Below are 26136 nucleotides of genomic sequence, written 5' to 3'. Positions count from 1 at the left end.
CTCAGCTCTTTTTTGTATAGTTATAACAATTCAAAAATTATTATTTTTGGATTTCAGTTACAACGCCTGATCCTACAGTACGTCCACCTTCACGGATTGAGAAACGAGTACCGTCTTCAATAGCGATTGGTGAAATAAGTTCTACTGTCATTTCTACGTTGTCACCAGGCATAACCATTTCAGTTCCTTCTGGTAAGTTACATACGCCAGTTACGTCAGTTGTACGGAAGTAGAACTGTGGGCGGTAGTTAGTGAAGAATGGAGTGTGACGTCCACCCTCTTCTTTTGAAAGAACATAAACTTCAGCTTTGAAGTTTGTGTGTGGTGTGATTGAACCTGGAGCAGCTAATACCTGTCCACGCTGGATATCTTCACGTGATACACCACGTAGAAGAGCACCGATGTTGTCACCAGCTTCAGCGTAGTCAAGAAGCTTACGGAACATTTCTACACCTGTAACAGTTGTTTTAGATGACTCAGTGATTCCGATGATTTCAACTTCTTCGCCGACTTTAACTTGTCCACGCTCAACACGTCCTGTAGCAACTGTACCACGACCAGTGATCGAGAATACGTCCTCTACAGGCATCATGAATGGCTTGTCAGAGTCACGTTCCGGAGTTGGAATGTACTCATCAACAGCGTTCATAAGGTCAAGAATTTTTTGTTCGTACTCTTCGTCGCCTTCAAGAGCTTTAAGAGCTGAACCAGCGATTACTGGAACGTCGTCGCCAGGGAAGTCATACTCAGAAAGTAATTCACGAACTTCCATTTCAACTAATTCAAGTAATTCTTCGTCGTCTACCATGTCAACTTTGTTTAAGAATACAACAAGTGCAGGTACACCTACGTTACGTGAAAGAAGGATGTGCTCACGAGTTTGTGGCATTGGGCCATCAGCAGCAGATACTACTAAGATACCGCCGTCCATTTGTGCAGCACCAGTGATCATGTTTTTAACATAGTCAGCGTGTCCTGGGCAGTCTACGTGTGCGTAGTGACGTTTTTCAGTTTCGTACTCGATGTGAGACGTGTTGATTGTGATTCCACGCTCTTTTTCTTCCGGTGCGTTGTCTACCATGTCGTAGCTTTGTGCTTCCCCGCCACCGTGCTTAGATAATACAGTTGCGATAGCAGCTGTTAAAGTTGTTTTACCGTGGTCAACGTGACCAATTGTACCAATGTTGGCATGTGTTTTCGAACGGTCAAATTTTTCTTTAGCCATTGTAAAATACCTCTCCTTATATAGAACATTATTTTTTATATAAAACCCGAGGACGGGACAAACCCGCCTCGAAGTCTTTCTTACAACACTTATAAAGCATTTATTCTAAAAAATCAAGTATATGACTTATTCACCAGTATTTTTCTTGATGATTTCTTCAGATACTGATTTAGGAACCTCTTCATAGTGATCGAATACCATTGTGTAAGTACCGCGACCCTGCGTGTTAGAGCGCAGTGACGTTGCGTAACCGAACATTTCAGAAAGTGGAACGAATGCGTTAACGACTTGAGCGTTACCACGTGCGTTCATACCTTCAACACGTCCGCGACGGCTTGTTACGTCACCCATGATGTCTCCAAGATATTCTTCCGGCATAACGATTTCTACTTTCATCATCGGCTCTAAAAGAACAGCTTTACAAACTTTAGCCGCTTCTTTAAGTGCAAGTGATGCAGCAACTTTAAACGCCATCTCAGATGAATCGACATCGTGGTAAGAACCATCGTAAAGTTTAGCCTTAACGTCAACTAATGGATAACCGGCAAGAACACCGTTTTCCATAGAATCTTTAAGTCCAGCTTCTACAGATGGAATGTATTCACGTGGAACTACCCCACCAACAATTGCGTTTTCGAATTCGAAACCGGCACCTTGTTCGTTTGGAGTGAATTCAATGTGAACATCACCGAACTGACCGCGACCACCAGACTGGCGGGCAAATTTACCTTGAACCTTCGCAGGTACAGTAAATGTTTCACGGTAAGATACCATTGGCGCACCAACGTTACATTCAACTTTGAATTCACGTTTCATGCGGTCAACAAGTACGTCAAGGTGAAGCTCACCCATACCGCCGATAATAACCTGTCCAGTTTCTTTATCAGTGCGGGCTGTGAATGTCGGGTCTTCTTCCTGTAACTTAACAAGTGCAGTCGTTAACTTGTCCTGGTCGCCTTTAGACTTCGGCTCAACCGATAAGTGAATTACCGGCTCAGGGAATTCCATAGACTCAAGGATTACGTTAAGTTTCTCTTGTGTAAGAGTGTCACCTGTACCAGTGTCTTTAAGACCTACTGCAGCAGCGATATCACCTGAGTAAACAGTTGAGATTTCTTCACGTGAGTTAGCGTGCATCTGTAAGATACGTCCAACACGTTCACGCTTGCCTTTAGTAGTATTCTGAACGTAAGAACCAGCATCAAGTGTACCTGAATACACGCGGAAGAAAGTAAGCTTACCAACAAATGGATCCGTCATTACTTTGAACGCTAATGCTGCAAACGGCTCAGAATCATCCGGTTTTGCAATATATTCTTCTTCTTCATTATCCGCTTTATGACCAACGATTGGTTTAACGTCTAATGGAGATGGAAGGTAATCTACTACCGCGTTAAGCAGTAATTGAACACCTTTATTTTTGAATGCAGTACCGCAAAGTGCAGGGTAGAATTCAACATCACAAGTCGCCTGGCGAATTGCTGCTTTAAGTTCTTCCACAGAAAGTTCTTCTCCACCAAGGTATTTTTCCATAACGTCTTCATTAACGTCAGCTAAACCTTCGATAAGAGATTCTCTTGCTTCTGCCGCTTTGTCAGCGTAATCTGCAGGAATTTCAATTTCCTGAATATCTGTCCCTAAGTCGTTACCGTAGCTGTAAGCTTTCATTTCTACAAGATCAATGATTCCTGAGAAGTTATCTTCAGCACCAATCGGAATTTGGATAGGGTGAATATTTGCCTGTAAACGGTCTTCAACAGTGCCTACTGAATACTGGAAGTCTGCACCGATTTTGTCCATCTTGTTAACAAATACTAGTCTTGGAACGCCGTATGTCGTCGCCTGACGCCATACTGTTTCAGTTTGTGGTTCAACACCTGATTGTGCATCAAGTACTGTAACCGCACTATCAAGTACACGAAGTGAACGTTCAACTTCAACAGTGAAGTCTACGTGTCCGGGTGTATCGATAATGTTTACACGGTGTCCGTCCCACTCAGCTGTTGTTGCAGCAGAGGTAATCGTGATTCCACGCTCCTGCTCCTGCTCCATCCAGTCCATCTGTGAAGCACCTTCGTGTGTTTCACCTAATTTGTGGATACGTCCTGTGTAATAAAGAATACGTTCAGTCGTCGTAGTTTTACCTGCATCGATGTGTGCCATGATACCGATATTACGCGTTTTTTCTAAAGTAAATGGTCTTGCCATGAGTATTCTTTTCTCCTTCCAGGAATGGATTAGATTTAAATACTAAAAGGCAAAGCATACTACCAGCGGTAGTGTGCAAATGCTCTGTTAGCTTCAGCCATTTTGTGGCTTTCTTCGCGTTTCTTAACTGCTCCACCTGTGTTGTTTGCAGCATCAAGAATTTCGTTAGCTAATCTTTCTTCCATTGTCTTTTCCCCACGCAGACGTGCGTAGTTCACAAGCCAACGTAAGCTTAGAGTAGTACGGCGTTCTGGACGAACTTCAACCGGTACTTGATAGTTTGACCCACCAACACGGCGTGCTTTAACTTCAAGAAGTGGCATAATGTTTTCAATTGCTTCGTCAAAAACCTCCATAGCATCTTTACCAGAACGTTCTTGTACTAGATCAAATGCGTTATAAAGAATTTTTTGCGAAGTTCCTCGTTTACCGTCGATCATCATCTTGTTGATGAGTTTAGTCACAAGCTTAGAGTTGTGAATCGGATCCGGTAAAACATCTCTTTTTGGTACTGGACCTTTACGTGGCATAATTATCCTCCTTCCAATTTTCATTTTATCATTATTTTAATTTGCTTTCGCATTTAAAGTAATTGAATCTTACTTGTCGCCTTTAGGCTTTTTGGCACCGTAGTGTGAACGGCTCTGTCTGCGACCTTCAACACCTGAAGTATCAAGTGCACCACGGACTACGTGGTAACGTACCCCCGGTAAGTCTTTAACACGTCCTCCGCGGATAAGTACAACACTGTGTTCTTGCAGGTTGTGTCCAATCCCAGGAATGTACGCGTTAACTTCAATGTTATTTGATAATCTAACACGTGCATATTTACGTAAAGCAGAGTTCGGTTTCTTAGGAGTCATAGTACCTACACGTGTACAAACACCGCGTTTTTGTGGCGCAGCGTCAGTTGTAACGCGTTTCTTAAGACTGTTAAACCCTCTGTTTAATGCAGGCGAGTCAGATTTTGATGATTTAGTACTGCGTGACTTTCTGATCAACTGATTAATAGTTGGCATATCGAATGTCCTCCTCTCTTTTTCTTAATCCACACATCCAGGTGGTTCATTTTCAGAGTATAAAAAATCTGTAAGATATAAATCTTACACTAAATACACTTTGTCTCCTTCATGACAGGGCACAAAGTCCCTCATAAAGTAACCTTAACTATAATACCATCGCGGCAACTTCAGTGTCAAGCATTCCCGATATAAAAAATTCATATCGATAAGACATACACAGACTAACATAAATACTGCTTGATGGCTATGAAAAACCCGGGATTTGACCGGTTTTTATAAAAAAAGCCGCTCCTAAAAGGAGCGGCAGCTGTATACATATCTGACCCATAGATACATATATTTCTCTTATTAATATCTTCCGTGAATTAGTCTTCTAAAAGGACTGCTTCATCTTCAGATACTGCTTTTTCAGCTACATCTATATCTACGTCTTTGTACTTCGGCATTCCTGTACCTGCAGGGATAAGCTTACCGATAATAACGTTCTCTTTAAGACCGAGAAGATCATCGCGCTTACCTTTAATCGCTGCATCAGTAAGAACACGTGTTGTTTCCTGGAAGCTGGCTGCTGACAGGAAGCTTTCCGTTTCAAGTGATGCTTTCGTAATACCGAGCAGTACCGGTTTCGCCGTTGCCGGACGTTTTCTCTGTTTGAAGATTTCTTTGTTTGCGTCAGTGAACGTGTGAATTTCTACTAAAGCACCCGGTAATAACGAAGTGTCTCCGGCATCGATAATGCGTACTTTTCGCAGCATTTGACGAACCATAACCTCAACGTGTTTATCACCGATTTCTACCCCCTGCATGCGGTATACTTTCTGTACTTCTTTAAGCAGATATTCCTGTGTAGTATTTAAACCTGCCACCTGAAGCAGCTGTTTCGGTTCGATTGAACCTTCGTTTAATACTTCACCCGGACCGACTTTATCGCCAATTTCAACCAGCAGGCGTGCAGCTCCGGGAATCATGTAAGTACGAGTTTCGTGCTCACCTTTAACTTTAACTTCCTGCTGACGGTCTTTAACGACTTCAATATCCGTTACCGTACCGTGAATTTCCGAAATCTGCGCCTGACCTTTCGGGTTACGCGCCTCGAATAATTCCTGGATACGCGGAAGACCCTGCGTGATATCGCTACCTGCTACCCCACCTGTGTGGAATGTACGCATTGTAAGCTGTGTACCAGGCTCACCGATTGACTGGGCTGCAATTGTACCAACTGCTTCCCCAACTTCAACTTTGTCACCTGTTGCAAGGTTTTTACCGTAACAGCGTTCACACACACCGTGACGTGTGTTACATGTAAATGCAGAACGGATATAAACTTCTTCAATTCCAGAGTTTACAATTTCTTTCGCAATATCCGGTGTAATCAGTTCGTTACTGCCGAGAATTACTTCGTTTGTTTCCGGATGTCTTACTGTTTCTTTCACATAACGGCCTTCAAGACGGTCGATCAGCGGCTCGATTAATTCCGAACCTTCTGTAAGTGCAGAAACGCTGAGTCCTTTATCCGTACCGCAATCTTCTTCGCGGACAATAACGTCCTGAGCCACATCAACAAGACGGCGTGTCAGATAACCCGAGTCAGCCGTTTTCAGTGCTGTATCGGCAAGACCTTTACGCGCACCGTGCGTTGAAATGAAGTACTCGAGTACTGTCAGTCCTTCACGGAAACTTGATTTGATTGGAAGCTCGATAATTTCACCGGACGGGTTGGCCATCAGACCACGCATACCCGCAAGCTGCGTAAAGTTTGATGCGTTACCACGTGCACCTGAATCACTCATCATAAAGATCGGGTTCAGACGGTGTAATGATGCCATCAGCTTGTCCTGGATAATATCTTTCGCCTTAGTCCAAAGTTCAATAACAGCGTTGTAACGTTCTTCTTCAGTAATTAAACCGCGTGAGAACTGCTTCTGAACTTTTTCAACTTTTTCTTCAGTCTCGTCGATAATAACCTGTTTCTCAGGAAGAACGACGATATCTGCTACCCCTACCGTAATACCGGCTTTAGCGGAGTATTTGAAGCCGAGGTCTTTCATAAGGTCAAGCATGACAGATGTTTCTGTAATGTGGAACTTATTGAAGACTTCCGCGATAACCTGACCGAGGAATTTCTTGTTGAACGGTTCAACAAGAGGCATTTCTCTGATCTTTTCAACTAAACCTTCTTCACCAAGGTCTTTACCGTCGATGAAGTAATGATTTGGTGTTTTACGCTCAAGGTTTTCGCGTGTCGGTTCATTAATATACGGGAACGATGGCGGCATAATCTGGTTAAAGATTACTTTACCGACAGTCGTCATAAGGAGTTTGCCTTTGTTCTCCGCTGAAACTTTCTCTTCAGAAAGCACCTGAGTGTGAAGACCGATGCGTGTATGAAGTGATGTGTAACCGTTCTGGTAAGCCATCACAACTTCATCGATACTCTTGAAGATATGACCTTCATTCTTCATGCTTTCGCGCTCAAGTGTTAAGTAGTAGTTACCAAGTACCATATCCTGGGACGGTGTAACTACCGGCTTGCCATCTTTAGGGTTAAGGATGTTTTGAGCTGCGAGCATAAGCATACGCGCCTCAGCCTGTGCTTCTTTTGATAAAGGAACGTGTACTGCCATCTGGTCACCGTCAAAGTCAGCGTTATATGCTGTTGTTACTAACGGATGAAGACGGATTGCACGGCCTTCAACAAGTTTCGCTTCGAAAGCCTGAATACCAAGACGGTGAAGTGTCGGTGCACGGTTTAACAGTACCGGGTGTTCTGAAATAACGTCTTCCAGCACATCCCATACTTCGTTTTCCATACGCTCGATTTTACCTTTGGCATTTTTGATGTTTGTAGCTAAATCACGTGCCACAAGTTCTTTCATAACGAACGGCTTGAACAGTTCCAGCGCCATTTCCTTAGGCAGCCCGCACTGATACATTTTCAGACCCGGTCCAACAACGATTACTGAACGGCCTGAGTAGTCAACACGTTTACCAAGAAGGTTTTGACGGAAACGTCCCTGCTTACCTTTAAGCATGTGAGACAGAGATTTAAGCGGACGGTTACCCGGTCCTGTAACAGGACGGCCGCGGCGTCCGTTATCGATAAGCGCATCTACAGCTTCCTGCAGCATGCGTTTTTCGTTCTGAACGATAATCCCGGGTGCACCTAAATCAAGAAGGCGTTTCAGACGGTTGTTACGGTTAATAACACGACGGTATAAGTCGTTCATATCACTCGTCGCAAAACGGCCGCCGTCAAGTTGTACCATCGGACGGATCTCCGGTGGAATAATAGGCAGCACATCAAGAATCATCCACGACGGATCGTTACCTGAATGACGGAACGCCTCCACGACTTCAAGTCGTTTAATCGCACGTGTCAGACGCTGACCTGTTGCAGTTTCCAGTTCTTTTCTAAGCATATCCAGCTCTGCGTTTAAATCTACCTGCTGAAGTAATTCCTTGATTGCTTCAGCACCCATTTTCGCTGTGAACGTATTGCCGAATTTATCGTAATACTCGCGGTATTCACGTTCGCTTAACAGCTGTTTAGGCTCGAGACCCGTAGGTCCCGGCTTAATTACAGCATAAGATGCGAAATAGATGATTTCTTCAAGTGAACGCGGTGACATATCTAAAAGAAGGCCCATGCGTGACGGGATTCCTTTAAAGTACCAGATGTGAGTTACAGGAGCTGCAAGTTCAATATGCCCCATTCTTTCACGTCTTACTTTAGCGCGTGTAACTTCAACACCGCAGCGGTCACAGACCATACCTTTATATCTGACACGTTTGTATTTACCACAGCTGCATTCCCAGTCTTTTGTTGGTCCGAAAATTTTCTCACAGAATAAACCGTCACGTTCCGGCTTTAATGTTCTGTAGTTGATTGTTTCCGGTTTTTTCACTTCACCGAAAGACCATGAACGGATCTTTTCCGGTGACGCTAAACCAATTTTCATATATTTAAATCTATTAACATCTATCAATGAGCTTTCCTCCCTAAAGTTTTCTCAAGCTCAGCACATTACTCAGTAACATTTTCATTTTTAGCTGAAGCAGTTACGTCGTCCGATTGAGTCGGTTGGCTTTGAATCTCATCATCTTCTGTATCGCGCAATTCAATTTCTTCGTCGTTTTCATCCATGATACTTACGTCGAGACCGAGACTCTGAAGTTCTTTCATCAATACTCTGAATGATTCAGGAACACCAGGTTTCGGCAGGTTTTCACCTTTAACGATTGCTTCGTAAGTTTTCACACGTCCGACAGTATCGTCTGATTTAACTGTCAGGATTTCCTGTAATGTGTACGCGGCACCGTATGCTTCAAGTGCCCATACTTCCATCTCACCAAAACGCTGTCCACCGAACTGGGCTTTACCGCCGAGTGGCTGCTGTGTAACAAGTGAGTATGGTCCGGTACTTCTTGCGTGAAGTTTATCGTCAACCATGTGTGCAAGTTTCAGCATGTACATAACACCTACGGAAATACGGTTTTCAAACGGTTCGCCTGTGCGTCCGTCGTAAAGTACCGTCTTACCGTCGCGTGCAAGTCCTGCTTCTTCCATTGTAGACCACACATCTTCTTCGTTCGCTCCGTCAAATACAGGAGATGCCATTCTTAAGCCCATTGCACGAGCTGCCATACCAAGGTGAAGCTCAAGTACCTGACCGATGTTCATACGTGATGGAACCCCAAGCGGGTTAAGCATGATGTCAATTGGTGTACCATCCGGCATGTAAGGCATATCTTCTTCCGGTAAAATCTTCGAAATAACACCCTTGTTACCGTGGCGTCCACACATCTTGTCACCTTCAGAGATCTTTCTCTTCTGAACGATATAAACACGTACGAGCTGGTTCACACCAGGTGATAATTCGTCTCCGTCTTCGCGGTTAAATACTTTAACATCCAGCACGATACCTCCTGCACCGTGTGGCACACGCAGTGAAGTATCTCTGACTTCACGTGCTTTTTCACCGAAGATTGCGTGAAGCAGACGCTCTTCTGCAGTCAGTTCCGTTACACCTTTAGGCGTTACTTTACCAACGAGAATGTCGCCGTCGTTAACTTCAGCACCGATGTGAACAATTCCGCGGTCGTCGAGCTTCTTAAGTGCGCTGTCAGATACGTTTGGAATGTCACGCGTAATTTCTTCAGGTCCAAGTTTAGTGTCTCTTGATTCAGATTCGTATTCTTCAATGTGAATTGAAGTGTATACGTCATCTTTCACAAGACGTTCACTCATAATTACAGCATCCTCATAGTTATAACCATCCCAGGTCATAAAGCCGACAACAAGATTACGTCCGAGTGCCATTTCACCGTTGTCCATCGAAGGACCGTCCGCTAAAATTTCACCTTTGGAAACAATGTCGCCCTCAGCAATAATCGGTTTCTGGTTATAACATGTTCCTGCGTTTGAACGCACGAATTTAGACATTCTGTAAATATCTTTTTCAGTTTCTACGTCTTTACCGTTCTTATCTTCAATACGGCGGACGTGAATTTCTTTAGCTTCAACATGTTCAACGCGCCCTCTGTAGCGTGATACTACAGCAGCACCTGAGTCGCGTGCAGACACGTGTTCCATACCTGTACCGATAAACGGTGATTCAGGGTTTAATAATGGAACTGCCTGACGCTGCATGTTCGCACCCATCAGTGCACGGTTCGAGTCATCGTTCTCAAGGAATGGAATACAAGCTGTCGCCGCTGATACGACCTGCTTAGGAGATACATCCATGTAGTCCATACGGTCGCGCTGCATCTGCGTGTTGTTTCCGCGGAAACGACAGATAACTTCCTCATCGAGGAATGAACCGTCTTCTCCAAGAACTGCGTTCGCCTGTGCAACAACATAGCTGTCTTCCTCGTCAGCTGTTAAGTAATCGATCTGATTCGTCACTTTATTAGTTTCAGGGTCTACTCTTCTGTACGGTGTTTCGATAAAACCGAAGTCGTTAACACGTGCATAACTTGACAGCGTGTTGATCAGACCGATGTTCGGCCCCTCCGGTGTCTCGATCGGACACATACGTCCGTAGTGAGAGTAGTGAACGTCACGAACTTCCATGCCGGCACGTTCACGAGTAAGACCGCCGGGCCCCAATGCTGACAGACGGCGTTTATGCGTCAATTCGGCAAGCGGGTTTGTCTGGTCCATGAACTGTGATAATTGCGAGCTTCCGAAGAACTCTTTAATAGATGCAATTACCGGACGGATATTGATCAGCTGCTGAGGTGTTACAGTCTCAGTGTCCTGAATAGACATTCTTTCGCGGACAACGCGCTCCATACGTGAAACACCGATACGGAACTGGTTCTGCAGAAGCTCACCAACTGAACGCAGACGGCGGTTTCCTAGGTGGTCGATATCATCCGTGAAGCCGACACCTTCCAATAAGTTAAAGAAATAACTCATTGAAGAAATGATGTCAGAAGGCGTGATTGATTTAACTTCCACGTCAGGGAAAGCATTGCCGATTACTGTCGTTGAATGCTCTTCGTTATTGCGTGATCTTACTTTTACCGACTGAATCTCAACAGGCTCGTCTAAAAGACCCTGTTCAAGGTGGTAAGTTTTCAGGTTCGCAGTTGTCTCAAGCTGGTCCATAATCGCATCCAGTGTACGGCGGTCGATAGTTGAACCTGCTTCAGCAATAATTTCACCTGTCTCTGAGTCTACAACCGGTTCTGTAAGTACCTGGTTGAAGAGACGGTTTTGCAGATGAAGTTTCTTATTCATCTTATAGCGTCCGACGTTTGCTAAGTCGTAACGTTTTGGATCAAAGAATCTCGAATATAATAAATTACGTGCGTTTTCTACTGTTGGCGGTTCGCCTGGACGCAATCTTTCGTAAATTTCTAACAGGGCCTGGTCGACAGTTTCAGTCGCATCTTTCTCAAGCGTGTTACGAAGGTACTCGTTATCGCCGAGAAGGTTGATAATTTCTTCATCAGTTGCAAAACCTAACGCACGCAGTAATACCGTAATCGGTAATTTACGAGTGCGGTCGATTCTTACATATACGACATCTTTTGCGTCGATTTCATATTCTAACCATGCGCCACGGTTAGGGATGACTGTTGCTCCGAAGTTCAGCTTACCATTCTTGTCGAACTTCTCAGAGAAATATACAGACGGGCTTCTTACTAATTGAGAAACGATTACACGTTCAGCTCCATTAATAATGAACGTCCCTGTATCTGTCATCAATGGGAAATCTCCCATAAATACATCCTGCTCTTTTACTTCGCCGGTTTCTTTGATGACTAAACGAACTTTCACTCTCAGCGGTGCTGAGTAAGTGGAATCGTGATCTTTCGCTTCTTCCTCGTTATACTTCGGTTCGCCGAGCTTGTAATCGACAAACTCTAAAGACATATTCCCTGTAAAATCCTCTACCGGAGAAATATCTTTAAACATTTCGATTAGACCGGTTTCTAAAAACCACTCGTACGATTTCGTCTGAATCTCAATTAAGTTAGGCAATTCTAACTTCTCTTCGATACGCGCATAACTTCTACGTTGTGCATGTCTTCCATACTGAATCAATTGACTCATCGACAGATTCACCCCTAATAATATTTGCGTAAACTATAATGGTACATTTGAGTGCACAGCAGTTCAAAAGACAAAAAGAAAACGGAATCGTATTCAACTCCATTTCCTATTAAACTGGACACTTGTTTAGAATGCTCCATTCAACAGCTGCACAGAAAAGTACATACTTATTGATATTAATTTAACATTCTATAAGAATAACATATACAATTTGTCAAGTCAAATATATAATTTCTTTTATTTTATGCTTTTTAAGATGTAATAACCTTTATCTTTCGATGCAATTTCGACGTTGCCAAACAGTGATTTTAAATGCTTTTTGTAAGACGGCATGCCCTGCTTTTTCTGGACAACCATATAAAGAACACCTTTTTTCTGAAGGCGTTCAAAACCGTCATTTAAAATGCCGGTCACTGTATCTTTCCCCGCCCTGAACGGCGGATTTGTTACGTACAGCGGTACGGAGAAATCCATTTCGCTGTAACTTTCACGGTCGAGCACGCCGGCTTCAATGTTTTCACGACTTGTATTTTCAATGGATAACTGTATCGCATCTTCATTAACTTCGACCATTACCGGTTCCATGCCAAGCTCTCTCCCGAGCACAGTGCCGATCGGACCGTATCCTGCACCCATATCTATCAGCTGACCTGCGCCTTTAAAATCTTCAAATACAGTTTTGATCAGCACTTCCGTACCGTAATCAATCTGATTTTTAGAAAATACGCCGCGGTCTGTTTTAAAACGGTATACATGGCCGTTGAAACTGAACTTTATTTCGCTGAATTCATGCGGTGTATTGTCCGTAGTAAAATAGTGAGACATTAAATCTCCCCCCAATCGGTAAAAGTAACCAAAAAAGTTCCCGATAAACTTATGTTTACGGGAACTTTTTTGTGACAAATTTATATAGACTACTTAACTTCTACGCCAGCGCCAACTTCTTCAAGTTGAGCTTTAAGAGCTTCAGCGTCTTCTTTAGAAAGACCTTCTTTAACAAGTTTCGGAGCACCGTCAACTAGCTCTTTAGCATCTTTAAGACCAAGACCAGTAGCTTCACGAACTACTTTGATTACTTTAATCTTAGATGAACCTGCAGATGTAAGTTCTACATCAAATTCAGTTTTCTCTTCAGCAGCAGCAGCTTCCCCGCCACCTGCAGCAGCTACAGGAGCAGCAGCAGTTACGCCAAATTCTTCTTCAATTGCTTTTACTAAGTCGTTTAATTCTAAAACAGACATTTCTTTGATCATTTCAATGATTTGTTCATTGTTAGCCATGATAATATTCCTCCATTTTTTGTTGGTTTTTAAGCGTGCTTATTATTAAGCTTCGCCGTTCTCTTCTTCTTTTTCACCGACAGCTTTAACTGCATATGCGAAGTTGCGTACTGGTGCTTGTAATACTGATAACAGCATTGAAAGTAAACCGTCTCTTGATGGTAGAGATGCAATTGCTTTAACATCTTCTGCCGGTACGAAACTACCTTCAACAACACCTGCTTTAATTTCTAAAGCTTCGTGTTTTTTAGCGAATTCGTGGATGATTTTCGCAGGAGCGATAACATCTTCGTTAGAAAATGCAATTGCACTTGGACCTACCAGGAATTCATTTAGCTCAGATAAGCCTTGTGAATCCGCAGCGCGGCGAACCATCGTGTTTTTGTAAACTTTGAATTCAATTCCAGCATCACGTAATTGCTTACGTAGTTCAGTTACTTCAGAAACTGTTAAACCACGGTAGTCTACTAATACAGTAGATACTGAGTTTTTAAGCTGTTCTGCGATAACTTCAACGTGCTGTTGTTTTTTCTCAATCACGTTTGACATGTAGTTACACCTCCATTATTTTTTGGTGCAAATAAAAAAGCACCTTTTACCCGCGGCAAAAAGTGCTTGAATTTATATAGTTCATTCAAGTCATTTTTATTTGCCTCGGCAGGATTATTATTAAGCTGAAAAATCAGCTCCTGCTGTCTTAGGTAATCTTTAAAATTTACAAGTGTAAATATAACCGATATATCTACACTTGTCAATATTTATTTTTTAGACAGTTCTTACAGCGTTTGGATCAACTGTGATTCCAGGACCCATCGTGCTTGAAACTGTAACTGATTTGAAGTAAACACCTTTAGCTGATGCAGGTTTAGCTTTATCAAGAGCATCGTGAATTGCTTTAAAGTTTTCTACAAGCTGTTCTTCGCCAAATGAAACTTTACCGATTCCAACGTGTACAATACCAGCTTTTTCAGCGCGGTATTCAACTTTACCAGCTTTAATCTCTTCAACTGCTTTCGTTACATCCATAGTTACTGTACCAGTTTTAGGGTTTGGCATTAATCCTTTAGGTCCAAGTACGCGACCAAGTTTACCAACTTCGCCCATCATGTCCGGTGTTGCAACGATAACATCGAAATCAAACCATCCACCGTTAATCTTTTGTGCTAATTCTGCTTCGCCTACGTAGTCTGCGCCTGCAGCTTCTGCCTCTTTAGCTTTTTCGCCTTTAGCAAATACTAATACACGCTGTGACTTACCAGTACCGTGCGGCAATACTAGTGCTCCACGGATCTGCTGATCATTTTTACGCGTATCAATACCTAGACGGAAAGCTACTTCAACTGAAGCGTCAAAGTTGGCAACATGCGTTTCTTTAGCAAGTTTAATTGCTTCTTCAATTGAGAATGTAGAGTTTTGATCAAACTTCTCTAGAGCAGCCTGATACTTTTTACCTCTCTTAGCCATATATATTCCTCCTTGTGGTTATAGCGGGGTTAATCCTCCCACGACCGTATTAATACTTAATTTATTTTTCGACAGTGAAGCCCATGCTTCTAGCTGTACCTTCTACCATTTTAACCGCTGCGTCTACTGATGCTGCGTTTAAGTCTTCCATTTTCGTTTCAGCGATTTCACGAACCTGATCCGCTGTAACAGTTGCCACCTTGTTTTTGTTAGGTTCGCCAGAACCCTTCTCAACGTTTGCCGCTTTCTTAAGAAGAACAGCTGCCGGTGGAGTTTTTGTAATAAATGTGAATGAGCGATCTTCAAATACTGAGATCTCAACAGGGATAATCAGACCTGCCTGCTCTTGTGTACGTGCGTTGAATTCTTTACAGAATCCCATGATGTTTACGCCTGCCTGACCTAGTGCCGGACCTACCGGTGGTGCCGGGTTCGCCTTACCTGCAGGAATTTGCAATTTCACAACATTAATAACTTTTTTAGCCACGATGTTGCACCTCCTCATAATCGTGATGTGGTCACAGGATGTTTAGATTTCATCCTCCCACTCTTCATCTGTATACATAAATAAAGATGGCCGCAAATTTGCGACCATGAAAGTATAGCACATAATAGTTACATATTTCAATAATAAAATTAAAGTTTTTCGATTTGATCGAATTCAACTTCAACCGGTGTTTCACGCCCGAACATCTCAACAAGCACTGTAAGCTTGTAGTGATCTTCGTCGATCGACTCGATTACACCGCTCTGATTATTGAATGGTCCTGCAATAATGTTGATCGATTCGCCGACAGCGACTTCAACATCAACAATTTTCTCGGACATGCCCATCTGGCGAAGGATGAATTTAACTTCCTCCGGCAGCAGCGGGTTCGGTTTGCTTCCTGCACCCTGTGAGCCGACAAACCCTGTAACGCCCGGCGTATTACGGACAACGTACCATGATTCATCTGTCATTACTAATTCAACGAGAACGTATCCCGGGAATGTTTTCTTCATTGCCGTTTTCTTTTTCCCGTCTTTAATTGTTGTTTCTTCTTCTTCGGGAATGACTACGCGGAAAATTAAATCCTGCATATTCATCGATTCAAGGCGCGCCTCTAGGTTTGCCTTTACTTTGTTTTCATAGCCTGAATAGGTATGTACTGCATACCAATGCTTGTCTAGAGACATTTTACCGCTCCTTTTAAATTACATAAGATCAATTAGTGCTGTGATGCCGATATCCAGCACGTAGAAAAATGCCAGAAAAAATACTACAGTAAGTACTACTGTCGTCGTATAACGGACTACTTCCTGCCCTGTTGGCCAGCTGACTTTTTTCATCTCGCTAACAACATTTTGGAAGAAGTTATTATTATTATTCATCAACCGTTCCTCCTGAACTATATAGAACTTTTATGCGTTGTATGCTTATTGCATTTTGGACAATGTTTTTTCATGACGAGTCTTTCATTGTGAACCGGCTTGTTTAATGAATAATTACGAGAGCCGCAGTCACTGCAAATTAGAGCAATTTTCATCTTAAAATCCTCATTTCAATTCTAATATACTATATCGGCTCAGGGCGTCATTGTCAACAACAGCGTGTAAATCTTCAACTGCGTTGAACTTGGTTTTTATCCTGTAGAGCGTATTGATTACCGACTCCGGCGTTTTGCCGCAGACACCGGCGATATCATTGAGCATGCGGTCTTCCAACAGTAATTTCAGCACCTGTTTTTCATAATTCGATAAATCCCCGGCCGCCCCGGCGTATTCCGCCTGCGCCTCTTTTAATATAATTTGGGACAGTGCATGCTTGTGTTCAAACATCAGCATCTCATGAGGGTCGAGCTCAACCTGATGCCATGCACTGCAATAGTTAATATAATCGTACATCTTCAGCCTGATGCTCCGTAATACGTAATGTCTGTAATGCCCTTTTACATAATCGTATTTCAAACATAATATCAACGCCGTGAACATCATTTCCTGAATCAGGTCTTCGCGGTCATATTCATTCATATCGTACTTGAATGTCATCCGTCTGATAAGCGGACGCAGCCGGACATCGATTTCGTCGAACGCATCAAAGTCCCCGTCTTTCACTCTCAGTGCACTGCTGTTATAAATAACATCCGTGCCGGATTCCCGGACGTAAATATAAAATGATCGTATGCTGTACATCCGCCGCGCCCCCCCTCTTTTATAGTACTTCTAATATATGGGGTTCAGGGCGCCCGTTCAAGGCGTCATTCTTCGCCGCGTCGCAGTTTTTCCATTTTTGCGAGGACTTCGTCACTGATATCCAGTTTTGTCCTTGGCAGTTTTTCATTTATCGTCTCGATATGAGCACTGATATTTTTATCAGCCTCTGCCAGATTGAGCCACATTTCTCTCGAAGGAATACGGTATGCCCCGTAGGCAAATATCGCATTTTGCTCTGTCAGGTCACTCGTGACCACACTGATGTCGCACAAATGCGGATGATAATTGTCATAAACGAACCGTTCGATATATTCGTCGGCTGTTTCTTTTTCCTTCGTATACACTACTGTAATGCCGTAATAATCGAGCACTGACTCCTGATTTTTCACTTCGTATGCATCAAACACACAAATAATTTCATAGTTTTGCAGCGCCTGATATTCACTCAGCGCTTTCAGCAGTTCTTCTCTTGCAAGCTGCAGTGAAATTCTGGATTCTGCAAAGAGTCTCGAATTCGCACCGATTAAATTATAGCCGTCGACCAGCAGCAGCCTCCGTTTTTTCCGCATAATTAATCACGTCCGGGCGGATTCTGCTGGCGGAACACTTCATACATCAGAAGCGCTGCAGAAACCGACGCATTCAGACTCGTAATTTCCCCGACCATCGGAATCTTAACCGTGAAGTCGCATTTCTCAAGCGTCTTTTTACTGATGCCTTCACCTTCGCTTCCGACAACGAGCGCAGTACTGCCTGATTTCGCGTTCATTTCACGGTAATCCATCGTTCCTGTGCCGTCGCTGCCGATGACCCAGAAATTATGCTCTTTCAGCTTATCGATCGTCTGGTTAATATTCGTTACCCTCACAACCGGCACGTACTCAATCGCACCCGTTGACGTTTTCGCCACCGTATCCGTTAAAAGTACCGATCGTCGTTTCGGGATAATGACTGCATCGAAGCCAACCGCATCACATGTTCTTAAAATAGAACCGAGGTTATGCGGATCTTCCAGACCGTCCAGAATAATAACGTTGGCGTCTTTTCCTTCGATATTTTCGAGCAGCTCTTCAAACGGCATGTATTCATGCGCGCTGACGAGTGCTACGATACCCTGATGGCGTTCCTCTGTCAGACCGTCTATTTTATTTTTCGGTACTGTCGATACTACGACGCGCTGTTTTTTCGCGAGATCGAGAATCTCTTTCAGCTGGCTTTTGTTGACAGTATCCTGGATATAAATTTTATTAATATCGCTGTTTGAACGCAGCAGTTCTTTAACTGCGTGACGTCCTGCTATTGCTGAACTGCTCATTGCACTTCACTCCCGTTCTTAATAATTTGTTCCATCAGCTCTGTAATACGCGCTTTGTTCCCCGTCAGTTCAAGGTGACCGATCAGCGCCTCGAGTCCGGAAGCGTTCCGGTACTCTTTAATCGAAGCGTTTTTGGCACGTGTGGCACTCGATTTGTTGCGCGCTTTTTTCGCAATATCCCATTCCTCTTCACTCAGCAGTTCCAAGTTTTTTAAAAAGTGCAGTGCATCCGACTGTGCCCGCGCACTGACCAGCTTGTTCGCTTCCCTGTGCAGCACATCCGGCTTTAAATATGGTTTGTTCCTGATTAAATATTCGCGGATGTGCACAGCGTATACTGCATCACCTAAAAATGCCAGGGACAGCGACGGCACTGTATCCGTATTAAATTTATCCACGTTTAAACCTCACGCCGTCTTTCGTATCTTCAAGTACTATACCTTCTGCTTTTAAGTTGTCGCGTATTTCATCTGCACGTGCGAAATCTTTATTTTTACGTGCTGCTTCACGTTCTTCAATCAGTGCTTCGATGTCTTCATCCAGCAGCAGTTCTTTTCTGTCGAGGCTGACCCCGAGAATTTCCGAGTACGTCTCAAATGCCCCCATGAATTTTTCAAGCACTTCTTTTGCCGTTGAAGGCTGACGCAGATACTTGTTCAGTTCGCCTGTGATTTCGTGCCAGGCTGCAATGGCATTTGCTGTATTGAAGTCATCATCCATGTGTTTTTCAAGTAATTTAATGTTGCCGTCAATTTTAGCGAGAATTTTATCGTCTGTTTCTGTACCGACTGCTTTTTCAAGACGTTCTGCCGCCTGGTGATAGCTGTCCTGGATGCGCATCAGGCCGTTCCGCGCCGCATCCACAAGTTCGCGGTTATAGTTGATCGGGTTGCGGTAATGTACGCTCACCATAAAGTAGCGCAGTACATTCGGCTCGATTTCCTTAATAATATCGTGCACCAGTATAAAGTTGCCGAGTGATTTCGACATCTTCGTATTATCGATATTAATATAGCCGTTATGCATCCAGTAATTCGCAAAAGTTTCATCCGTCATACATTCACTCTGCGCAATTTCGTTTTCGTGGTGCGGGAATGTCAGGTCCTGTCCGCCGGCATGAATATCTATCGTATTGCCGAGGTGTTCACGCGCCATGACACTGCACTCGATATGCCAGCCCGGGCGTCCCTTGCCCCACGGTGAGTCCCAGCTGATTTCCCCGTCTTTTGCCTGTTTCCACAATGCGAAATCGAGCGGGTCCTGCTTCTTGTCGCCTGCATCGATGCGCGCACCGACTTTCAGATCATCCACCGACTGCTGCGATAATTTACCGTAGCCGTCAAATGAGCGCGTTCTGAAGTATACATCGCCATCCGATTCGTAAGCGTGACCTTTGTCGATAAGCACTTTAATAAATTCGACAATGTCCGGCATATGATTCATCACTCTCGGGTGCACATCCGCTTTTTTAACGTTAAGTGCGCCTGTATCTTCAAAGAATGCTTCGATAAAACGTTCCGCAATTTCAGGAACAGTTTCACCAAGTTCTTTGGAAGCTTTGATCAGCTTGTCATCGACATCCGTAAAATTCGATACGTACTTCACTTCGTAGCCTTTGTACTCCAGATAGCGGCGGACCGTGTCAAATGCAATCGCAGGACGTGCGTTACCGATATGAATATAGTTATAAACTGTCGGGCCGCAGACGTACATGCTTACTTTACCTTCTTCAAGCGGCTTAAATTCTTCCTTTTGTCTCGTAATCGTATTATATATGCGAACCATCTTTTACCTCATTTCCAACTTCTCTTCTGAAGTTATTAATATCTTTTTCGAGTTCAAGCAATTTCTCAAATAATGGATCCGGAATATCCCGGTGGTCAAAGTTGTTATGTTTTCTGACACGCTGTCCGTGCTGTTTCACAATATGCCCCGGTATGCCGACTACAGTCGAGTGAGGCGGTACATTTTTCAGTACGACGGAGTTCGCACCGACATTCGATGATTCTCCGACGCGGATGTTTCCGAGCACTTTGGCACCTGCTGCAATCAGGACATTATCATCTATATCCGGATGGCGTTTATGGTCTTCTTTACCCGTTCCGCCGAGTGTTACCCCCTGATATATCGTCACATCATTGCCGATGTTACACGTTTCACCGATAACGACACCCATACCGTGGTCGATAAACAGCCGTCTGCCGATTTTGGCCCCCGGATGAATTTCCACACCTGTCACAAACCTGCTCAGCTGTGAAATCACGCGTGCAATCACTTTAAAATTCTTTTTATAAAACCAGTGTGCAATCAGATGCGCCCATACCGCATGGACACCCGAGTACGTAAAAAACGCTTCGAAACGGTTTTTCGCTGCCGGATCCAGTGTCAGTACCATGTCCAAATCTTCTTTCACTCTCTGAAACATCTTCGTCCTCCTAAACTCATAAAAATGCGCCTCTGCCCGGTAATCGGACAGAGGCGCTTACGCACGGTTCCACTCTGCTTTATCACTTTTAATATAGAGTTCATTCAAAATTAAAAGCGCAATTCTACAAACGCCTTGTTATCCTTTTCAGCAGTTGGATAATCTCTTTGTGTCCAGCGGTTTATATACTTAACTTTTAACACTTATATCATACGGCAGAAAGCCGTCTATTTCAACCGTTCAGCCTAGATCAGGCGCTTAATGCGTTCAAGCACTGTCTCTTTGCCGATTAATGAAATGGCATCCGGCAGTTCAGGACCTTTCGTTTCGCCCGTTGCTGCAACGCGGATCGGCATAAATAATTTCTTGCCTTTAATACCCGTTGCTTTCTGTACAGCTTTAATCTCTGCTTTAATACCTTCAGGAGAGAAGTCTTCAAGTGCTGTGAAATGTTCGAAAAGTGCAGTCATCAGTTCAGGAATATGTTCCTGACGAAGCACTTCCGATGCTTCCTCATCAAACTCCACGTGATCTTTAAAGAACTGCTCAGAAAGTGCTGTAATTTCAGCAGCGTAGCTCATCTGCGGCTGATACAGCTGCACAAGCTTACGCGCCCAGTCCAGTTCAGTCTCATCCGGGTTTTCTGAAATTCTGCCCGCCTCTTTCAGGAACGGCAGTGCCATCTCGAAAATTTCTTCAGAATTTTTCTGTTTCATGTACTGGTTGTTAATCCACATTAATTTCTGATTATCGAAAAACGCAGACGCTTTTGACAATCTGTTTTCATCAAAATTCGCTATCAGTTCTTCCTTAGTGAAAATTTCCTCTTCACCTTCCGGAGACCAGCCGAGCAGCGCGATAAAGTTAAACATCGCATCCGGCAGATAGCCGAGCGCTTCATACTGTTCGATGAACTGAATGATTGAAGCGTCGCGTTTTGATAATTTTTTCTTCTCTTCGTTAACGATTAATGCCGTATGGCCGAATGCCGGCAGCGGCAGATCAAGCAGTTCGTAAACCATCATCTGTTTCGGTGTGTTTGAAATATGGTCGTCACCGCGAAGTACGTGGGTGATTTCCATTTCATGATCATCGATTACAACAGCAAAGTTGTATGTCGGCACACCGTCTTTTTTCACGATAACCCAGTCGCCGAAACCGTTTGAATCAAACGATACGTCGCCTTTAACCATATCGTTGAATGTGTACGTCTTATCTTTCGGCACACGGAGACGGATCGACGGTTCTCTGCCTTCGGCTTTGAATGCTTCTTCCTGTTCAGCTGTCAGGTTCGCATGTTTGCCTCCGTACATCGGTGTCTGTCCGTTTTTAAGCTGTTCTTCCCTTTCAGCTTCAAGCTCCTCAGACGTCATATAGCAGCGGTATGCCAGGTTGTTATCCAGTAATTTTTGAATGTATGGTGCATAAATATCTCCGCGCTCAGACTGACGGTACGGGCCGTAATCCCCTCCGACGTCGACGCTTTCATCCCACTCAATACCGAGCCACTTCAAGTAGTTCAGCTGAGACTCCTCTCCTTCATCAACGTGTCTTGCCTTGTCTGTATCCTCAATCCGGATGATGAAGTCTCCGCCGTGATGGCGTGCGAATAAATAGTTAAACAGTGCTGCACGTGCGTTACCGATGTGCAGGAATCCGGTCGGACTTGGTGCGTATCTCACTCTTACTTTACTCATTATTTTGCCTCCTGTTTTTGAAGTAAGACGACCGCTTCACTCGCGATGCCTTCTTCTCTGCCTGTAAACCCCAGTTTTTCAGATGTTGTTGCCTTAATATTAACATTTGACATATCCGTCTTCAAAAGCGCTGCAACATTTTCGCGCATGTCGTCAATATACCCTCTTAATTTCGGCCTTTCAGCAATCACAACTGCATCGATATTGCCGATTTCATAACCTTTTTCATGCATCATTGCGACTACTTCACCGAGCAGCACACGCGAATCCGCATCTTTAAATTTCTCGTCTGTATCCGGGAAAAACTTCCCGATGTCACCGAGCGCCAGTGCACCCAGTATTGAATCTGTAATTGTATGCAGCAGCACATCCGCATCGGAATGCCCTTTTAACCCGAAGTCGTGGGGAATTTCCATACCGCCTAAAATAAGCGGACGGGATGCATCAAATGCATGCACATCATAACCGTGACCGATCCTCATTTTCTCACTACTTTCCTTTAAGAATCATATGCGCAAGCTGCAGATCTTCGCTTGTCGTTATTTTAATATTATCATAAGTCGATTCGACTAAGTAGACTTCTTTGCCCGTCGCCTCAACCATCATCGAGTCATCCGTCACCTCGAGATTACGTGCTTTCGCATGTGCATACGCCTGTTTTAAAATACGGTATTCAAATGCCTGCGGTGTATGCACCGCAACGACCTCGTCGCGAATCAGCGTTTCTGTTACTTTGCCGTCGATGACGCGCTTCAGTGTATCTTTCGTTTTAACACCGCATATCACCGCACCGGTTTCAATGACTTTATCTTTCAGACGTTCCAGCACCTCCGGTGTGACGAACGGTCTCGCACCGTCATGCACAAACACATAATCGGCATTTTCAACATTCACCAGCGCATTATAAATGCTGTCCTGACGTTCGGCACCGCCGAGATGAATGCCGGCAATTTTCTCGTTATCCGAAAACATTTCAGCCATTACTTCTGTTTCCCCGGCTCTCACTGCAAGGTGAATCGCTTCGCAGTCCGGGTCTTCTGTGAACTGTCTGACAGTGCGTTTAATGACGGGTTCTCCTTCAATTTCCAGGAGCACTTTGTTAAATCCGAGCCCCATGCGGGCACCCATTCCCGCGGCCGGAATAATTACTGTATATTTCATTTGTTCTTCTCCAGTTTCGCAAAGACGATTCGTCCCGAATTCGTCTGCAGTACGCTTGTCACGATGACAGGCACCATTTGATTAATTAAGTTTTCGCCGTTCTCGACTACGACCATGGTACCGTCATCGAGATAACCGACACCCTGGTTTTCCTCTTTTCCTGTTTTCGAGACAAACAGTTCGAAAGCATCCCCCTGGACGACGACAGTTTTTATCGCGCCGCTCAGTGCATTGACGTTAAGTACAGGAATATCGTGAAGCTGGCATATTTTGTTCAGATTATAATCCGTCGTTAAAATTGCACCCTTCTCTCTCTTCGCAATATCGATCAGCTGCTGATCGACATCGAGCTTGTCATAAGATACAGGCTCAATGCGTACGTTATCACTTTTTTCCTGCAGTGCATTCAGCATGTCCAGACCGCGCTGACCCTTCTCGCGTTTCACCGGGTCGGTTGCATCTGCAATCAGCTGCAGTTCATCGAGCACAAACTGCGGAATAATAATTTCACCTTCAAGGAACCCCGTATCGACAACGTCGATAATGCGCCCGTCGATAATAACACTCGTATCGATAAACTTCTTCAGTGCCGGCTGCGTGCCGTCAAGCTTTGCTTTCTGGGAAGCTCTCGGAAAAAAATCGAGCACTTCGCTGAATTTTCGGAGGCCGATCATAAATCCTAAATAACCGAGCACAACCGCAAACACAATCGGTACGATTTCGCCAATTAATGGAATGTCCAGTGTATTGATTAAAAGAGATATTAAGACAGCGATTACGAGTCCCAGTACCATTCCAAGTGTGGCGAAAACGATTTCGACAAGACTTCTCGACAGCAGGTAACCTTCACTTTTCTTCAGAAAATTATGGGCGTGCGTCAGCGTCCAGCCAAACAGCAGGAAAAACAGCAGAACACCGAGCGTGCCGCTTATCAGCATGTTATTGAATATCCTCGGCACTTCAAAAGGCAGCAGAATCTGCAGTTCCGGAATCAGCCATACCCCGAGTGAGATGCCGACCAGTATGTAAACTACATACAGTAAATATTTGAGCATTTTATCCCTCCTTTTAGTCTTTATGCTGTGCGTGTTTAATTGCCTGTTTCAGTGTTTTTACACCAATCGCTTCAATGCCGGCAGGCACTTCCACACCACTCAAATTGGAAGCAGGCACAATCGCGCGTTTAAAACCGAGCTTCGCAGCTTCCTGCAGACGCTGTTCGATTTTCGTCACCCGTCTGATTTCACCTGTCAGCCCCACTTCCCCGATAAAGCAGTCATCACCGCGTACGGCAATATTCTGGAAGCTCGATGCAATACTGATAATGACACTTAAATCAACAGCCGGCTCATCGAGTTTTACTCCGCCGGCGACTTTAATATACGCATCATGCTGCTGCATGAGCAGCCCTTCCGATTTTTCAAGCACTGCCATTAACAGCGACAGTCTGTTGGTGTCCACTCCGGTCGCCATGCGTCTCGGGTTATGGAAATGCGTCGGCGTAACGAGCGACTGCACTTCAACGAGCATTGCACGGGTTCCTTCCATCGTGGCAACGATTGCCGAGCCCGGTGCATTTTTCGAACGTTCCTCAAGGAAAATTTCCGACGGGTTTAATACTTCTTCAAGCCCTTTGGCTTTCATTTCAAAAATACCCATCTCATTCGTCGAACCGAAACGGTTTTTTACTGCGCGGAGTATACGGTAAGTATGGTGCTGGTCACCTTCAAAGTACAGTACAGTATCCACCATATGTTCGAGGAGACGCGGTCCGGCAATCTGGCCGTCTTTTGTCACGTGTCCGACGATAAACGTTGCGATGTTATTACCCTTCGCAATATTCATAATGGATTGCGTACTTTCTCTCACCTGCGCCACGCTTCCCGGTGCACTCGTCACATCCGGATGGAAAACCGTCTGAATCGAGTCGATAATTAAAAAGTCCGGCTTCTGGCGCTTAATTTCATCGTGGATATACAACAGGTTCGTTTCACAAAATACCGCCAGATCGGACGGCTTGTCCGTGATACGGTCTGCACGCATTTTAATCTGTTCGAGCGATTCCTCACCCGAAACGTAAAGCACGTGATGATTTTCCGCTAAAATCAGAGCCGTCTGAAGCAGTATTGTCGATTTCCCGATACCGGGATCCCCGCCGATTAAAATCAGGGAACCGTTGACGATACCGCCGCCAAGCACCCTGTCAAACTCTCCTGAGCGCGTCGTCGTACGCGGTGTGTCCTGTTTTTTTATAGTCGTCAGCTTCGATGCCCGCGACCGGTCGTCGGCAGGTGTTTTACCGAGGGTTCCACGGCCCGGCGCCGATTCCTTATGTACAATTTTCTCTTCAAGCTGGTTCCAGGCGCCGCAGTTCGGACATTTCCCCATCCACTTCGGCGTCTCATAACCGCAGGCCATACATTCAAACGATACTTTTGGTTTTGCCATCAGTGTACATTCTCCCCCAATTATATTTACGTATTTCCATTGTATTATTTATTTCAATTGATTTAAAGACAGAAGCCTGTGATATTAACGATATTCGGGAACGTTGTTCGTACATTCACAAAATATTTTCA

25 protein-coding genes and 1 other annotated feature are annotated in these 26136 nt (G+C 44.3%); all 25 genes read right to left on the bottom strand.

The features are described 5' to 3' along the window. Positions 1 to 40: 40 nt before the first annotated feature. The 25 genes from tuf to radA all read right to left on the bottom strand — a co-directional run bounded on the left by tuf (position 41) and on the right by radA (position 26005). On the bottom strand, positions 41 to 1225 hold the full coding sequence (gene tuf, locus RZ44_RS08870) for an elongation factor Tu (protein ID WP_035810527.1): 1185 nt from the start codon (positions 1223 to 1225) through the stop codon (positions 41 to 43). Between the two features lie 126 nt (positions 1226 to 1351). Continuing rightward, positions 1352 to 3433, bottom strand: a complete 2082-nt coding sequence (fusA, locus tag RZ44_RS08865) for an elongation factor G (protein ID WP_035810523.1) — start codon at positions 3431 to 3433, stop codon at positions 1352 to 1354. Between the two features lie 59 nt (positions 3434 to 3492). Beyond that, positions 3493 to 3963, bottom strand: coding sequence for a 30S ribosomal protein S7 (gene rpsG / locus RZ44_RS08860; RefSeq protein WP_026860143.1), 471 nt, complete (start codon positions 3961 to 3963; stop codon positions 3493 to 3495). 69 nt (positions 3964 to 4032) lie between these two features. Further along, complete coding sequence (gene rpsL / locus RZ44_RS08855) at positions 4033 to 4452, bottom strand: 30S ribosomal protein S12 (RefSeq protein WP_035810521.1); 420 nt, start codon at positions 4450 to 4452, stop codon at positions 4033 to 4035. A gap of 368 nt (positions 4453 to 4820) precedes the next feature. Continuing rightward, complete coding sequence (gene rpoC, locus RZ44_RS08850) at positions 4821 to 8441, bottom strand: DNA-directed RNA polymerase subunit beta' (protein WP_035810518.1); 3621 nt, start codon at positions 8439 to 8441, stop codon at positions 4821 to 4823. A 38-nt stretch (positions 8442 to 8479) separates the two neighbouring features. Then, positions 8480 to 12022, bottom strand: coding sequence for a DNA-directed RNA polymerase subunit beta (rpoB, locus tag RZ44_RS08845; protein WP_035810516.1), 3543 nt, complete (start codon positions 12020 to 12022; stop codon positions 8480 to 8482). A 237-nt stretch (positions 12023 to 12259) separates the two neighbouring features. Continuing rightward, complete coding sequence (locus tag RZ44_RS08840) at positions 12260 to 12847, bottom strand: class I SAM-dependent methyltransferase (RefSeq protein WP_035810514.1); 588 nt, start codon at positions 12845 to 12847, stop codon at positions 12260 to 12262. An 89-nt stretch (positions 12848 to 12936) separates the two neighbouring features. After that, on the bottom strand, positions 12937 to 13302 hold the full coding sequence (gene rplL, locus RZ44_RS08835) for a 50S ribosomal protein L7/L12 (RefSeq protein ID WP_035810512.1): 366 nt from the start codon (positions 13300 to 13302) through the stop codon (positions 12937 to 12939). A 45-nt stretch (positions 13303 to 13347) separates the two neighbouring features. Then, complete coding sequence (gene rplJ / locus RZ44_RS08830; RefSeq protein WP_035810509.1) at positions 13348 to 13851, bottom strand: 50S ribosomal protein L10; 504 nt, start codon at positions 13849 to 13851, stop codon at positions 13348 to 13350. Positions 13852 to 13875: 24 nt separating this feature from the next. Then, positions 13876 to 14022 (bottom strand) — a sequence feature (ribosomal protein L10 leader region). 45 nt (positions 14023 to 14067) lie between these two features. Continuing rightward, positions 14068 to 14766 carry a 50S ribosomal protein L1 gene (gene rplA, locus RZ44_RS08825; protein ID WP_035810506.1) on the bottom strand — a complete coding sequence of 233 codons (699 nt, stop codon included), beginning with the start codon at positions 14764 to 14766 and terminating at the stop codon, positions 14068 to 14070. Positions 14767 to 14827: 61 nt separating this feature from the next. Continuing rightward, the gene (rplK, locus tag RZ44_RS08820; protein WP_035810504.1) at positions 14828 to 15253 is read right to left on the bottom strand and encodes a 50S ribosomal protein L11; all 426 of its coding nucleotides are present in this window, start codon (positions 15251 to 15253) and stop codon (positions 14828 to 14830) included. Between the two features lie 149 nt (positions 15254 to 15402). Further along, on the bottom strand, positions 15403 to 15942 hold the full coding sequence (gene nusG, locus RZ44_RS08815) for a transcription termination/antitermination protein NusG (protein WP_035810502.1): 540 nt from the start codon (positions 15940 to 15942) through the stop codon (positions 15403 to 15405). A gap of 18 nt (positions 15943 to 15960) precedes the next feature. Beyond that, positions 15961 to 16137: a preprotein translocase subunit SecE gene (secE, locus tag RZ44_RS08810; RefSeq protein ID WP_035810500.1), complete on the bottom strand. Its 177-nt coding sequence runs from the start codon at positions 16135 to 16137 to the stop codon at positions 15961 to 15963. 17 nt (positions 16138 to 16154) lie between these two features. Next, positions 16155 to 16292 (bottom strand): 50S ribosomal protein L33, encoded by a 138-nt coding sequence (rpmG, locus tag RZ44_RS11190; RefSeq protein ID WP_074431621.1) that lies wholly within the window; start codon positions 16290 to 16292, stop codon positions 16155 to 16157. Between the two features lie 10 nt (positions 16293 to 16302). Further along, complete coding sequence (locus RZ44_RS08805; protein ID WP_035810498.1) at positions 16303 to 16938, bottom strand: sigma-70 family RNA polymerase sigma factor; 636 nt, start codon at positions 16936 to 16938, stop codon at positions 16303 to 16305. Positions 16939 to 17003: 65 nt separating this feature from the next. Further along, positions 17004 to 17528, bottom strand: a complete 525-nt coding sequence (locus RZ44_RS08800; protein ID WP_035810496.1) for an NYN domain-containing protein — start codon at positions 17526 to 17528, stop codon at positions 17004 to 17006. A 2-nt stretch (positions 17529 to 17530) separates the two neighbouring features. After that, entirely contained in the window at positions 17531 to 18274 is a 744-nt protein-coding gene (rlmB, locus tag RZ44_RS08795; protein ID WP_035810494.1) for a 23S rRNA (guanosine(2251)-2'-O)-methyltransferase RlmB, read from the bottom strand. After that, a complete protein-coding gene (locus RZ44_RS08790) occupies positions 18271 to 18672 on the bottom strand; it encodes a Mini-ribonuclease 3 (protein ID WP_052108934.1) in 402 nt (133 codons plus the stop codon). The genes rlmB and RZ44_RS08790 overlap by 4 nt, the downstream gene beginning before the upstream one ends. Further along, complete coding sequence (gene cysS, locus RZ44_RS08785) at positions 18665 to 20059, bottom strand: cysteine--tRNA ligase (protein WP_035810492.1); 1395 nt, start codon at positions 20057 to 20059, stop codon at positions 18665 to 18667. The genes RZ44_RS08790 and cysS overlap by 8 nt, the downstream gene beginning before the upstream one ends. Continuing rightward, positions 20043 to 20699: a serine O-acetyltransferase gene (gene cysE / locus RZ44_RS08780; protein WP_035810489.1), complete on the bottom strand. Its 657-nt coding sequence runs from the start codon at positions 20697 to 20699 to the stop codon at positions 20043 to 20045. The genes cysS and cysE overlap by 17 nt, the downstream gene beginning before the upstream one ends. Before the next feature lie 245 nt (positions 20700 to 20944). Then, positions 20945 to 22399: a glutamate--tRNA ligase gene (gene gltX, locus RZ44_RS08775; RefSeq protein WP_141639010.1), complete on the bottom strand. Its 1455-nt coding sequence runs from the start codon at positions 22397 to 22399 to the stop codon at positions 20945 to 20947. Then, the gene (gene ispF, locus RZ44_RS08770; RefSeq protein WP_035810484.1) at positions 22396 to 22878 is read right to left on the bottom strand and encodes a 2-C-methyl-D-erythritol 2,4-cyclodiphosphate synthase; all 483 of its coding nucleotides are present in this window, start codon (positions 22876 to 22878) and stop codon (positions 22396 to 22398) included. The genes gltX and ispF overlap by 4 nt, the downstream gene beginning before the upstream one ends. A 7-nt stretch (positions 22879 to 22885) precedes the next feature. Then, positions 22886 to 23557: a 2-C-methyl-D-erythritol 4-phosphate cytidylyltransferase gene (gene ispD / locus RZ44_RS08765; protein WP_035810482.1), complete on the bottom strand. Its 672-nt coding sequence runs from the start codon at positions 23555 to 23557 to the stop codon at positions 22886 to 22888. Then, positions 23554 to 24612, bottom strand: coding sequence for a PIN/TRAM domain-containing protein (locus RZ44_RS08760; protein WP_035810479.1), 1059 nt, complete (start codon positions 24610 to 24612; stop codon positions 23554 to 23556). The genes ispD and RZ44_RS08760 overlap by 4 nt, the downstream gene beginning before the upstream one ends. Positions 24613 to 24625: 13 nt before the next feature. Then, positions 24626 to 26005, bottom strand: a complete 1380-nt coding sequence (radA, locus tag RZ44_RS08755) for a DNA repair protein RadA (protein ID WP_035810477.1) — start codon at positions 26003 to 26005, stop codon at positions 24626 to 24628. Positions 26006 to 26136 lie beyond the last annotated feature (131 nt).

The organism is Jeotgalicoccus saudimassiliensis (assembly GCF_000756715.1).
Classification (GTDB): domain Bacteria; phylum Bacillota; class Bacilli; order Staphylococcales; family Salinicoccaceae; genus Jeotgalicoccus; species Jeotgalicoccus saudimassiliensis.
Note: the sequence above shows the minus strand (reverse complement) of the source record. Positions and strands in the feature narration are given on the sequence as shown.

Bases quoted from the DNA above. Each gene is read 5' to 3' on its own strand.
- rplL (WP_035810512.1), bottom strand. From the start codon at position 13,302: ATGGCTAACAATGAACAAATCATTGAAATGATCAAAGAAATGTCTGTT.
- rpmG (WP_074431621.1), bottom strand. From the start codon at position 16,292: ATGAAAATTGCTCTAATTTGCAGTGACTGCGGCTCTCGTAATTATTCA.
- rplJ (WP_035810509.1), bottom strand. From the start codon at position 13,851: ATGTCAAACGTGATTGAGAAAAAACAACAGCACGTTGAAGTTATCGCA.
- RZ44_RS08840 (WP_035810514.1), bottom strand. From the start codon at position 12,847: ATGTCTCACTATTTTACTACGGACAATACACCGCATGAATTCAGCGAA.
- nusG (WP_035810502.1), bottom strand. From the start codon at position 15,942: ATGTCTCTAGACAAGCATTGGTATGCAGTACATACCTATTCAGGCTAT.
- RZ44_RS08800 (WP_035810496.1), bottom strand. From the start codon at position 17,528: ATGCGGAAAAAACGGAGGCTGCTGCTGGTCGACGGCTATAATTTAATC.
- tuf (WP_035810527.1), bottom strand. From the start codon at position 1,225: ATGGCTAAAGAAAAATTTGACCGTTCGAAAACACATGCCAACATTGGT.
- fusA (WP_035810523.1), bottom strand. From the start codon at position 3,433: ATGGCAAGACCATTTACTTTAGAAAAAACGCGTAATATCGGTATCATG.
- secE (WP_035810500.1), bottom strand. From the start codon at position 16,137: ATGAATAATAATAATAACTTCTTCCAAAATGTTGTTAGCGAGATGAAA.
- rlmB (WP_035810494.1), bottom strand. From the start codon at position 18,274: ATGAGCAGTTCAGCAATAGCAGGACGTCACGCAGTTAAAGAACTGCTG.
- cysS (WP_035810492.1), bottom strand. From the start codon at position 20,059: ATGGTTCGCATATATAATACGATTACGAGACAAAAGGAAGAATTTAAG.
- ispD (WP_035810482.1), bottom strand. From the start codon at position 23,557: ATGAAATATACAGTAATTATTCCGGCCGCGGGAATGGGTGCCCGCATG.
- RZ44_RS08805 (WP_035810498.1), bottom strand. From the start codon at position 16,938: ATGTACAGCATACGATCATTTTATATTTACGTCCGGGAATCCGGCACG.
- RZ44_RS08760 (WP_035810479.1), bottom strand. From the start codon at position 24,612: ATGCTCAAATATTTACTGTATGTAGTTTACATACTGGTCGGCATCTCA.
- rpoB (WP_035810516.1), bottom strand. From the start codon at position 12,022: ATGAGTCAATTGATTCAGTATGGAAGACATGCACAACGTAGAAGTTAT.
- rplA (WP_035810506.1), bottom strand. From the start codon at position 14,766: ATGGCTAAGAGAGGTAAAAAGTATCAGGCTGCTCTAGAGAAGTTTGAT.
- radA (WP_035810477.1), bottom strand. From the start codon at position 26,005: ATGGCAAAACCAAAAGTATCGTTTGAATGTATGGCCTGCGGTTATGAG.
- rpsL (WP_035810521.1), bottom strand. From the start codon at position 4,452: ATGCCAACTATTAATCAGTTGATCAGAAAGTCACGCAGTACTAAATCA.
- rpsG (WP_026860143.1), bottom strand. From the start codon at position 3,963: ATGCCACGTAAAGGTCCAGTACCAAAAAGAGATGTTTTACCGGATCCG.
- ispF (WP_035810484.1), bottom strand. From the start codon at position 22,878: ATGAGGATCGGTCACGGTTATGATGTGCATGCATTTGATGCATCCCGT.
- cysE (WP_035810489.1), bottom strand. From the start codon at position 20,699: ATGTTTCAGAGAGTGAAAGAAGATTTGGACATGGTACTGACACTGGAT.